Consider the following 12,176-nt stretch of genomic DNA (forward strand, 5'->3'; position numbering starts at 1 on the left):
TACAAAAAGTAACAAAAAAGGGGCATCTGCCCCTTCATAAATATTAAGCTAAGCTACTTTTAGCTTTCAGCTACTTCTTCATTCGCCGCTTCAGTTGCAACTGGTGCAATCTGAATGCCAACAACTTTAGTGGCAGACGCTTGATTGCGTAACTGAACTAGGCGATTAATTTGACCTAATGAACCCAGCATAGCGTAAATAGGTACAAATAAACCACGCTTATGAAAATCTACAACTTTCTCATCAGATAAAGTTTTTACTTTTTCTTCGTCAATGGTATATAAACCTACTAGTTTTTTCTTTTCGCCATTACTTAAATCAATTCTTAATTCAAGCTCATGTAGCAAATTGTTTTCTTCCAACTCTTTAACAAAGTTTTCTGTCATTTTTTCATTTTCGTATAAACGACCTAATGACTTTTGAATGTTAACAAACACTTCTGTTTCTTTACCTTCTTCATCAAATAAAGGTAAATCTTTATCTTCACCAACAAATTCACTGTCTACATCAATACATGATGTTAAGGTATTTTCTTTATCAGGATCTAAACCTAAGGCAAATGGCACCATACCAATACTTTGTGGAACAGAAAGCGCAGACCATTTGTTATCTTGGAAGAATAAGTTCTCACCACTTTCCAAACCTAACATAGCAACACTGCGAAAACGCGGAGAGTCAGGGTTTTTAACAAAAACTACTGGGAAACTAGCTGATGCTTGTGCATACTCAGCCGCGGTAATAGGGACAATGTGTTGACCTGCAGCATGTGATAAATCACGTTTGTTAGCTAGTTTTAAGTTTTGGTGCTGGTCTTTTTTTACTGGAACAAAGTTTGCCATGATTCTTTCTCTTTAAAAGCGCGTTATAGCGAGTTGTTATAATATTGTCATTTTTATTAGCAGCGCTAATTCTAATTAGAGTTAATTACTGCGATAGTATTAGTTATGGTGACACTAAAAGCGCTTTCAATGCTAAAATTAAAATTATTTCAAAAAACTCTACTTTTAAGCGGCAATAAATGAAAAGATTTTCTTGTTACCTGCTTTTGTTAATCGCTTTTACTACTTTTGCTGCCCCAAAAATAACAGTAAAACACCAACGTAGTGCTGATAATTACGCGCGCGTGCAAGTTTCAAACGAAACAAACGCTAAATTACTTTGCCACGTTGCCATTGATGGCCATAAAATCAAATTTAAACTGCAACCCTTTCAAACCTCACAGTGGTTTAAAGCAACCGACTCCCGCTTTAACCATGAGCACTTTAGTGTTTGGTGTGATTACCTAGATCTCCACCCAGAGCATCAAGACAACTAGCTTTTTTGAATATTAAAAAGATCTATTTAACTAAACTAATAAACCCTCTACACTGGTAAATATTCAGCTTAAATTTACCATAGCATTACAGATAACGTATCAATGGAACTTATGAATACACTATTTACTCAAGCAAAATTAGCAACGCTACTACTTTTAAGCTACTTGCCCCAAACAAATGCATCACAATTTTTTGATGTATTAGATGGGCAATTTGATGCTTCCCAGTACTTATCAGAAAACGCCTACGGTTTTTTACCTGTTCCTATCATTATTACCGATCCCGCGTTAGATGGTGGTTTAGGGGTTACAGGGCTTTTCTTTCACGAGAGTGCACAAGATCGCGATAAACGACTTAAATCAATGCAAAACTCTGACAATGCCGCACAACACTTAATGCCGCCGAGTGTATCTGCTGTCATCGGCGCTTATACGGGCAATGGTTCATATTTTGCTGGTGGTGGTCATATGGGCTTTTTTAAGCAAGGCCGCATCCGTTATATGGGTGGCGGTGGTTATGGAGACATTAACCTCGATTTTTTTGGCTTTGGTGATATCTCTTTATCTAAGCCGGTACAAATCAACACCAAAGCTACAGCGATTATGCAAACCCTCAAGTTTAAGATTGCCGATAGCGCCTTTTACATAGGCCCAACACATAGATATATCAATGCTGAAATTTCACCGAGCAAGCTCGGTGACTTAGTTGCTAATTTACCACCTGAGTGGCAAGAAGCGCTTACCGAGCTATTAACACGCAGTATTACTACGTCAGGTATTGGCTTTACCTTAGAGTACGACTCTCGTGATAACTTCTTTTCTCCTGATGAAGGGTTAAAGTACGAATTAAACTACCTGTGGTTTGATGACAAAATTGCTTCAGATGTTGACTATCAACTCACCGAGTTAACCGCCTTACACTACTTTAAACTTAATAAAAACTGGCGCACAGCTATTAGAGCAGAAGTAAACTTTGCCGATTCAGAAGAATTTTTACCTCCTTATGCAACACCCTATGTTGATATGCGTGGTATACCAGCAATGCGCTACCAAGGAAAAGCTGTGGCTATCACTGAGCTTGAAGTTGCTTATCAAATCAATTTACGTTGGCAAATTAATGCTTTTGCCGGTATAGGCAAAGCAAGCAACGACTTTTCTGACTTAACTGACACCGCAAGTAGAATAACCAAAGGCGTAGGCTTTCGCTATTTAATTGCCCGTCGCTATGGTTTTGATATGGGCTTTGATATCGCCAAAGGACCTGAGGATACGGTATTTTATATTCAAGCTGGAACAGCTTGGTAGGCAGATTTTTCGCGTAATTATGACAAACAGGTGAATAATTCTCTTGTAAAGGCAACAATTTTTCTTTTACTATTGATCCGCCCTCCGTTCTTTTTTAGTATGTTGTCGGCAATAATAATAAATGTTGAATTAAGGATAAAAAAATGAATAAAGGTGAATTAGTAGCAAAAATCTCTGAAGGCGCTGATATTTCTAAAGCTTCAGCAGGTCGTGCATTAGATAGTTTAATTCAAACAATCACTGAAGAATTATCAAATGGCGGTGAAGTAGCCTTAGTTGGTTTTGGTACTTACAAAGTAACAGATCGCGCTGCTCGCACTGGTCGTAACCCACAAACAGGTGCAGAAATTCAAATCGCTGCAGCTAAAGTACCTAGCTTCAAAGCAGGTAAAGCATTAAAAGATGCATGTAACGCTTAATTCGTTACCAGGCAACTCTCCATTTAAAATTAGCGCCTCAAGGCGCTTTTTTATTAGCTAAAATCTATCAACCCCTACCTTTTAATTATTCTGATTAAAAATACCTGCCAGTTTGCTTATATAAGCGACGGTGAAGTGTTCACATAATTATTTCTCTTGCTATGATGGTTAACTCACTGTTTCTCACTTAAGTTTTACTTATGACAAAGCCTAAAAGTGCCAATATTGTTCATGCAATGCGACCCAGCTTTTTGATACTCACACCTGTATGCATATTACTAGCCGTTGCGACTGCGCAATTTCAAGGGCTGCATTATTCACTCGCTTATGCCTTACTTTGCCTTGTAGGTGCGTTAACTGCGCACATAGCGGTAAACACCTTAAATGAATATCAAGACTTTCACAGTGGCTTAGATTTAATGACCGAAAGAACTGACTTTAGCGGTGGCAGTGGTTTACTGGTTCAACATCCACACTTATCTGCGCAGGTATTTAAAGCAAGCCTGATTGCCCTTGCTATTACAGCGATAGTTGGCATTTACTTTATCACAATACATGGCTGGAAAATTCTACCGATAGGACTACTTGGCTTACTCGTTGTTATCACTTACACAAAATGGATAAATAAACAGGCCTGGCTATGCCTTATCGCTCCAGGATTAGGCTTTGGCACTTTCATGGTTACAGGCACTTATCTTTGTATTACAGGCGCTATAAACACATCAATATGGTTAATTAGCTTAATCCCCTTCTTTTTGATTAACAACTTACTGTTAGTGAATCAAATACCAGATATTGACGCGGATACTCAGGTCGGTCGAAATCACTTAGCCATAAAGCATGGTATTGGCGCCAGCATCAAAGCCTATGGCATATTTACTATTTTTGCTCAGCTAACGCTTATCTACCTTGTGCTAACGAACATACTGCCACTAGCTAGCATAGTGGCAATCATACCTATGCTATTAGGTTATTTTGTGCTTTATGGCATGATAAGACTCAACAGAGATATTGCCTCTGCGCCTAAGTATTTAGCCGCCAATGTAATTTGTAGTATTGCCTCGCCTACACTATTGGCTCTATCACTCTTTTTCGCTTAATCGTTGACGACCTAAAAGGCTGCAAGATGTTCAATACTGCTTAGAGCGTTTATCATTCAGGCGATTACCCGCCATTCCTCAAACTAACTTATAGGCTTATTTATGAACAATAACAGCCTTAAAAGCCATATGGTTTTAGCGCTAATACCGATTGATTTAAACGATAAAGAATATTCTCAGCTGTGTTACCAATTAATAACCCCGGTATACCAACCCGTGCTACTGTGCCCATGACAACTAAATCAGCATTTACTTCTTTAGCATAATTTGGCAATGCTTCCCTTGGATTTCCTTTAATAGATACCTGCTGCAAATTTACCGACGTTAGTAGCTTTTGTTCTATCGCTTGCTCAATATCTGCCATTAATAAGCTAAAGTTTCGCTCATGTAGCGCTTTAGCATCACTAATATAGCTTTCAACATCAGCTTGGCTTTTGCTTAAAAAGGCAGAGTGGCGTAACGTATGTTCATATTTAGCCGCCCAAACTGAAACTAAATGGACACTCGCGCCCTTGGCTTGCGCTAAAGATACTGCAGATTTAACCACCGCCATATTTAGTTGGTGCCTAATTTCTATTTCTTTATCGGGGTGATTAGTACTGACATCTACCGCAGCAATAACAATATTACTATGGGCTTTATCTTCAGCATTAACTAACCATACCGGGCAAGGGCATTGACGCAAAAAGCCCATATCATTACTGCCAAATAACTTACTCAACAAGCCTTCATTTTCTGAAGGTTTAATGACTAAATCTATGTTAAGTAATTTAATTTTCTCAATCACATCCAAATAAGAGTTAGATAAAATAGTTTCTTTTTCGATTGAGATATCATGAGAAAGCGCAAGTAAAACTTGATCGCGCTCATACTCTTTTTGACTAATAAAGTTATTAATTTCTGCTTGATGAAAGCCTAAAGACTCAGGCAAAGTGTCATTTGAGAGGGTAAAAAGTACTGTTAACTTGGCATTGCTCGCAACAGCAAGCTTTACCGCCTTCTCTAAACCTTGTTGGTTATCAACAGAGTCACTGTATACATAGAGTATATTCTTATAAGTTAACATGATTACTCCTTTTTTTTAGCACATGCATTAGCATAACTCTAAGGGTAACAACTCAACTTATAATTACAATAATTAGTTTAAGTTATTGATTTATCATATGTGAGCTCAGTTGTTTATTTTGTTCATTACGCCAACTTTTTGGTGCTGTTACCGCCAGCCAACCATCAATATAACTACTCGCAGAATAATGGTGACCATTGCCCCTTGGCACCTTATCTGCCATAGGTAAATCAAACAGTACCTGAAAGAAACTTATCAGCGGCAGCCATTGAAACGCTGGAGATACATCATGCCCTCGTGGCTGTTTCATCCAGTCTGGCTCTTTGCGATACATATCTGTAGAGAAAAATACAATAGGATCACTGGCATATTGCACATAAACAAAGCGCATTGGCCCCCACTGCCAATCTCTGTTGTTCAGGGCATTTTCTTGTGCGGTAAAACGTACCATAGAGCCATCTTGTACTTGTGGTAACCAAGGTGGCGAGTTTGGATTTCGATTTTTAGTAAGCAAAGGCAAAAACATGCTGGTAAAAGGGGCTCCGACAAAAAGCCCACCTTGAATGGGATTATTAATAACTGTCGTTAAATTAATTGAGGTTTCTGCGCCATAAGCACCTAAACTTAAACCAAATAAATACAGATCTGGCCGCTTATCTTTATCAAGTTTCGCCCAATAGCCATGCACTTTATTGTATAAAGCTGCTGCACTTTGCCTAGCGCTAGAAGGGTCTACCAACAAGGTAAGCCAGCTAGGTAAATATGAATATTGCATGGCAACAATGGCAGTATCACCTTGGTGAATATATTCCAGCGTATCCATAGCAAACGGGTCTAGCCAGCCTGTACCTGTTGGCGTAGCTATTACCAGTTTCGAACGCTTAAAAGCATTAACACGAATTAATTCTTGTAGCGCCAATTCCGCCCGTTGCTCAACAGTGTCTTTTGCTCTTAACCCGACATAAACACGCAATGGCTGCTTACTCTGTGCTTGGTGAAACTTCTCTATCGCCTGCTTTGTTGGCGCAAAATTGATAAACTCTTGCCCTGCTTTACCTAATGTCGACCATGAAATTAACGAATTTTCACTGCCTGTTGCACTACTACGCATTGGCGCAAGCAAGTCAGAGCCAATGTTTTCATCTAGTAGCGCATAGGTATCATCAATAACACTAACAACTTTGCTAACAATAACTTTGTTGGTAAATAAAAAGACTATCAAAGCCACTAAAGCAAAACTCAACACATTAGCCACACGCTGAGGAATTGCAGTTTTTAGCTTGCTCTTTACCCGAATAAATAAGCCTATAATTGCCTTAGCAAGCAAAAGTAATAACAAAGCTAAACTTAAAGAGAGCAAGGTCATATAGAGGTGTGGCATATAACCTGTGGCAGGCAACGCCATTAACTGTCGTAAGTCATTATGCCACTGCGTTGAATAGTAGATTGAGTAAACAAAAAGCACAGCGCTCAAAAGCGTCACTAGTAGTTTCAATGGTGTCTGAACTTTATTGCTAAGCAAAGGCAAATGTAGGTAATTCCACAACCATTTAACCGCAGCCCCTAAGCTATAACCTAACGCTAGCAGCAAACCGGAGAGAACACCTTGAAGCAATAACGGCCTAGGAAGTAGTGACGGAGATAGTGATACCGAAAAAAACACCACCGCCAGCACTATGCCAAGATAGGACATAGAGGTGTAATAATTCACTAATCTGTTCTTATAACTCATAAGCACTCTAAATTTATCGTTAAAGCTCAAAAAGGTAGGTAACCGAAATATTATGAAACAATCTAAACGAAATAATATTCGACAATTTATTCATGCCTAAGGTAAAAGAGTAACTTTCACCTTCAAGGGATATTGAGATGAACAAAACCCTAATAACAACACTCGCCTTAACCACATTACTAACAGGCTGTGGTGAATCTGCTAAGCAAACCTTAGTAAAACAATATTTTACCGCCATGCAAAACAAAGATGTTAACACGTTAAAGGCCATTTTAAAGAATCCTAAAAATGCCGAGATGTTTGCGCCTGACTCTGGCTTCTCTATGACCTTAAATACTTTTGAAGTATTAGAAGATGTACCAGAAGGCGTTAACGTAAAATATTCACGCTTTTGCTATGCAGATCTGATTGTGCCAACCATAGTGGTTGATACCCATGATGGCTATAAAGTTGACTTAATGGCAACGATGAAAGGTGAGTTCAAAGCTATGAAAAATAGTAAGCCATTAAAACAATATTGTTATGATTTTCAAGCGCAGCCACTTACCGGCATACTTGCTGGCAAGCCTTGGTCTTTTGTGCAATCGCATACTCGCGAAATTAATTGGGGCAATAAAATCAGCCAAAGTACTTCCCTTTATGCTGAGCAATGTGATGCCGAGCAATATGGCAGTTGCTCTGAGCCTAGCCTAATTATTTCCAATTTAGATTTATCCGGCACAGGAGGTAACTTAAATGGCAAAGAAAATATTACTATTCATACGCCACCAAGTAACAATGAAGTCGTGTCGCAAGGCAGCTATCGCATTAGCCAGCTGGAAAATAATCAAATAAAGTTAGAACTAACCTTTAAGCACGATAATGGCGATACTCTGAATGGTTACATTACTTTAGATAAGCCAAACTAAAGTAAATTTCTCATAAGTACATCAAACAGCAACAAAAAAGCAGCCTAAAAAGGCTGCTTTCACTTAAAATAGAGGCTTTCTACTCAACCGTAACACTCTTAGCTAAGTTACGTGGTTGGTCAACGTCAGTGCCCTTGATAATGGCAACATAGTAAGACAATAACTGTAACGGCAAGGTGTAAACAATTGGCGCTATAATATCGTCACATAAAGGCACATCAATCACCTTCATGGTTTCATCGCTAGCAAAGTTAGCTTTGCTATCGGCAAATACATACATTAAGCCACCGCGTGCTCTCACCTCTTCTACATTTGATTTTAACTTTTCAATTAAATCATTTTGTGGCGCAACGACAATAACTGGCATTTCCGCATCAATTAACGCTAATGGACCATGCTTTAATTCACCTGCTGCATAGGCTTCAGCATGAATATATGAGATTTCTTTTAACTTAAGCGCACCTTCCATCGCAATAGGATATTGATCACCGCGACCTAAGAATAAGGCATGGTGCTTATCAGCAAAATCTTCAGCTAAGGCTTCTATTGGAGCAGCTAGCGCTAATACTTCTTCAAGCTTATTTGGTAAGGTTAAAATTGAGTGAGCAATTTCTGCCTGTTTTGCTTCGCTCATACCATTATGCTTACCTAATGCCAAGGTCATCATCAACAAGCCAACCAGCTGCGTGGTAAAGGCTTTGGTTGATGCAACACCAATTTCTGCGCCTGCTTTAGTCATAAAGGCAAGATCAGACTCTCGTACTAATGAAGAACCCGCTACATTACAAATGGTAAGGCTGGCTTTATAACCTAAATCTTTTGCTAGGCGCAGCGCCGCTAAAGTATCCGCCGTTTCACCTGACTGTGAAATAGTCACTAATAAAGCATTTTTTGGCACATGAGATTTGCGATATCTAAATTCACTGGCAATTTCAATGTTACATGAAACACCTGCATGCGCTTCAAGCCAGTAACGAGCGACCATGCCTGAGTGATAACTAGTACCACAAGCAATAATTTGCACATGCTCTATTTCTTTGAATATTTCATCTGCGCCAGCACCGAAAGTATCAACGTTTAGCTGACTACCAGATAGACGCCCTTCTAGTGTGTTACGAATAGCGGTAGGTTGCTCATATGTTTCTTTAAGCATGTAGTGACGATATTCACCTTTATCGCCGGCATCATGACTTACTTCTGACTCTTTCGCTTCACGCTCTACTGAGTTGCCATCTTTATCAACAATAGTGACATCAAAACGGGTTATTTCAGCAACATCACCCTCTTCTAAGTAAGAAAATTTACGTGTTACTGGTAATAAAGCCATTAAGTCTGAAGCAATAAAGTTTTCACCTAAACCGTAACCAATCACTAACGGACTACCTGAGCGAGCGACAACAACACGTTCTTTATCACGAGTATCCATAACGACGGTACCGTAAGCACCCTCAAGTTGCTTTACGGTTTTTTGCACAGCTTCCATTAACGAGCTTGCTGTTTTTAATTCATGATGTACTAAGTGAGTAATTACTTCGGTATCAGTTTCAGAAGTAAACTGATAATCAAACTGCTGCAGTTTTTCTCGCAATTCATTGTGATTTTCAATAATACCATTGTGAACTACAGCAATAGTTTCATTAGAGGTATGCGGGTGCGCATTTGATTCACTTGGTGCACCATGCGTTGCCCAACGAGTATGAGCAATACCTGTACCACCAGCCAATGGCTCTGATTTTAATGCATCAGCTAGTTCTTGTACTTTACCTAAGCGTCTTACTCTGTTTAGGCTATCATCATGACCAACAATAGCTACACCTGCTGAATCATAGCCTCTATATTCCAGTCGTTTAAGACCTTCAACCAAAATGTCTGCTACATCACGTTGTGCTACTGCACCAACAATGCCACACATAATTTCTATTCCTTTTTATATTCTCTACGTTACACGGTTATCTGGGGTTTCACGCTATGTTGCGCTAGGCAATAATTAAATTAATACCTTGCTCTTTTAATGCCTTGCGCGCTTCTTCAGATAAGCCATCATCAGTAATTAAAGTATGTATTTGCTGCCAAGATAATTCCAGGTTAGGGATCTTCTTAGCTATTTTGTCTGATTCAACCATAACTATAACTTCTCTAGCCACTTCCGCCATGACACGACTTAAGCCAATTAACTCGTTAAACGTGGTAGTACCGCGATTTATATCAATACCATCTGCACCAATAAATAGCTGATCAAAATCATACGAGCGTAATACTTGTTCAGCTACCTGACCCTGAAACGCTTCAGAGTTAGCATCCCATGTACCGCCTGTCATTAACAAGGTCGGCTCGCTTTCTAAGGCATGAATTTCATTAGCGATACTTAAGGCATTAGTCATAACCACTAAACCTTTTTTACTTGCGAGTTCACTCACCAATGCCGCGGTTGTTTGCCCGCTATCAATAATAATTCGATTATGATCTCTAATTAACAAAGCCGCTTGCTTGGCAATAGCACGCTTTTGCTCTGAAAGTTTATCTGCTTTTATTTCAGTAATTTCATTAGGTAATGCAACGGCACCACCATAGCGCCTTAGTAATAAACCGCTATTTTCTAATGCTGCCAGATCTTTACGAATAGTGACCTCAGAAGTGTCAAACTGCTTTGCTAAGCTTTCAACGCTGACTTCCCCAGTAACATTGAGATCAGCAATTATATTGTGACGTCTTTGCTGTGTATTTCTTTTTGGCATGACTAAATTAACTTTTATTTTGTTAGTTATAGTTTCGAAACAGTTTGTTTTATTTCGATTTGAGCGACATTATGTTTCATTTCGAAAGCCAATGCAATAAGGTTGGTAAAATTACTACAATTTGTCTAACCATTTGGTCAATCTTAGGTTACAAAAAAAGCACCCTTAGGTGCTTTTCAGATAATGTTGGCAAGTATTAAAACATCTTAAGCTAGCTTTTTTTAGTTGGCCTTTGCCAGCCAGCGAGATTACGTTGCTTACCGCGGGCAATTGCTAACTCTTCATCAGCAACATCTTTACTGATCACCGAGCCTGCGCCAACAGTGGCTAATTTGCCCACAGTAACAGGGGCAACTAACGAACTATTAGAGCCAATAAAGGCGTTATCACCTATAGTCGTCGTTGATTTATTAACACCGTCATAATTACAAGTAATAGTACCAGCACCAATATTAACTTTACTGCCAATATCACTATTGCCTAAATAAGTTAAGTGCCCTGCTTTTGTACCTTCACCAAGGGTGGTTTTTTTAGTTTCAACAAAGTTACCTATATGTGAATCACGCTTCATTAAAGTATCAGGTCTGATGCGCGCAAATGGACCAACCGAACACTCAGCTTCGATTACAGAGTCTTCAATAACACTATTAGGCTTAATTACTACATTTTCACCTATAGTGGTATTTTTAATAATACAGTTAGCCCCAATTGAAACGCCATCGGCTAAACTTACATTGCCCTCGAAGATGCAGTTAATATCAATACTAACTTCACTACCAACAGCTAACTTACCGCGGACATCAATACGTGCTGGATCACGTAAGCTTGCACCGGCTATCATTAACTCTTCTGCAATTCTGGCTTGATAAGCTCGCTCTAATGCTGCCAATTGCACACGATTATTCGCCCCTTCCACTTCAATTTCAGTTTCTGGGTGTGCTGTTGCTATAGTTTTACCTTCTTGATGAGCCATAGCGATAATATCGGTTAAGTAATACTCGCCTTGAGCATTGTCATTAGATAAACCAGATAACCAACGCTTAAGATCACCGCCATTGGCTAATAATATACCTGTGTTAGCTTCATTAATGGCTAATTGCTCAGGGTTAGCATCTTTTTGCTCAACAATACCAACAACATTATTTGCTTCACTACGAACAATACGGCCATAGCCAGTAGGATTGGCTAAATGAACCGTAAGTAATGCCATACCTTGTTCAGGTTTAGCGGCAAGTAAATTTTCTAAAGTTGAAACTTTAGTTAGTGGCACATCGCCATATAGCACTAACACATTTTCATCATCTTTAAGGTAAGGGCTTGCTTGATCAACAGCATGACCGGTACCAAGCTGTTCTGCTTGTTCAACAAAAGTTAAATCATCACCTTGAATTTGTTGTTTTAATACTTCACCACCAAAACCATAAACCAGGTAAATATTCTCTGCACCTAATTGACGCGCACTATCAATAACATGCCCTACCATGGGCTTTTCTGCTACTGGATGAAGAACTTTAGGTAAAGAGGAGCGCATACGAGTACCTTTACCCGCAGCAAGAATGACAACAGAAAGAGACATAGTTATCCTAAACTAAGATT

11 protein-coding genes are annotated in these 12,176 nt (G+C 39.1%); 5 read left to right on the top strand and 6 right to left on the bottom strand.

Annotation, left to right across the window (positions count from 1 at the left end; translation table 11 throughout):
* Positions 1-59: 59 nt before the first annotated feature.
* Complete coding sequence (locus tag EMK97_RS11225; RefSeq protein ID WP_130602212.1) at positions 60-839, bottom strand: SapC family protein; 780 nt, start codon at positions 837-839, stop codon at positions 60-62.
* Between the two features lie 179 nt (positions 840-1,018).
* Between EMK97_RS11225 and EMK97_RS11230 the strand changes: the two genes are divergently transcribed.
* The 4 genes from EMK97_RS11230 to EMK97_RS11245 all read left to right on the top strand — a co-directional run bounded on the left by EMK97_RS11230 (position 1,019) and on the right by EMK97_RS11245 (position 4,139).
* Positions 1,019-1,315, top strand: a complete 297-nt coding sequence (locus EMK97_RS11230; RefSeq protein WP_130602214.1) for a hypothetical protein — start codon at positions 1,019-1,021, stop codon at positions 1,313-1,315.
* A 111-nt stretch (positions 1,316-1,426) separates the two neighbouring features.
* A complete protein-coding gene (locus EMK97_RS11235) occupies positions 1,427-2,620 on the top strand; it encodes a BamA/TamA family outer membrane protein (protein WP_130602216.1) in 1,194 nt (397 codons plus the stop codon).
* Positions 2,621-2,763: 143 nt separating this feature from the next.
* Positions 2,764-3,039: an HU family DNA-binding protein gene (locus EMK97_RS11240; RefSeq protein WP_130602218.1), complete on the top strand. Its 276-nt coding sequence runs from the start codon at positions 2,764-2,766 to the stop codon at positions 3,037-3,039.
* A 200-nt stretch (positions 3,040-3,239) separates the two neighbouring features.
* Entirely contained in the window at positions 3,240-4,139 is a 900-nt protein-coding gene (locus tag EMK97_RS11245) for a prenyltransferase (protein WP_130602220.1), read from the top strand.
* 118 nt (positions 4,140-4,257) lie between these two features.
* On the opposite strand, the gene EMK97_RS11250 is transcribed toward EMK97_RS11245, so the two are convergent.
* Both EMK97_RS11250 and EMK97_RS11255 read right to left on the bottom strand, forming a co-directional pair.
* The gene (locus tag EMK97_RS11250; RefSeq protein WP_130602222.1) at positions 4,258-5,205 is read right to left on the bottom strand and encodes a universal stress protein; all 948 of its coding nucleotides are present in this window, start codon (positions 5,203-5,205) and stop codon (positions 4,258-4,260) included.
* A gap of 82 nt (positions 5,206-5,287) precedes the next feature.
* Positions 5,288-6,937, bottom strand: coding sequence for an alpha/beta hydrolase (locus EMK97_RS11255; RefSeq protein WP_130602224.1), 1,650 nt, complete (start codon positions 6,935-6,937; stop codon positions 5,288-5,290).
* A gap of 137 nt (positions 6,938-7,074) precedes the next feature.
* Between EMK97_RS11255 and EMK97_RS11260 the strand changes: the two genes are divergently transcribed.
* A complete protein-coding gene (locus tag EMK97_RS11260; protein WP_130602226.1) occupies positions 7,075-7,845 on the top strand; it encodes a hypothetical protein in 771 nt (256 codons plus the stop codon).
* A gap of 79 nt (positions 7,846-7,924) precedes the next feature.
* Here EMK97_RS11260 and glmS read toward each other — a convergent pair whose 3' ends face one another.
* The 3 genes from glmS to glmU form a co-directional block, all read right to left on the bottom strand.
* The gene (gene glmS / locus EMK97_RS11265) at positions 7,925-9,757 is read right to left on the bottom strand and encodes a glutamine--fructose-6-phosphate transaminase (isomerizing) (RefSeq protein ID WP_130602228.1); all 1,833 of its coding nucleotides are present in this window, start codon (positions 9,755-9,757) and stop codon (positions 7,925-7,927) included.
* Between the two features lie 64 nt (positions 9,758-9,821).
* Positions 9,822-10,580, bottom strand: a complete 759-nt coding sequence (locus tag EMK97_RS11270) for a DeoR/GlpR family DNA-binding transcription regulator (RefSeq protein ID WP_130602230.1) — start codon at positions 10,578-10,580, stop codon at positions 9,822-9,824.
* A gap of 211 nt (positions 10,581-10,791) precedes the next feature.
* A complete protein-coding gene (gene glmU / locus EMK97_RS11275) occupies positions 10,792-12,156 on the bottom strand; it encodes a bifunctional UDP-N-acetylglucosamine diphosphorylase/glucosamine-1-phosphate N-acetyltransferase GlmU (protein ID WP_130602232.1) in 1,365 nt (454 codons plus the stop codon).
* Positions 12,157-12,176 lie beyond the last annotated feature (20 nt).

Source organism: Litorilituus sediminis (assembly GCF_004295665.1).
Classification (GTDB): domain Bacteria; phylum Pseudomonadota; class Gammaproteobacteria; order Enterobacterales; family Alteromonadaceae; genus Colwellia; species Colwellia sediminis.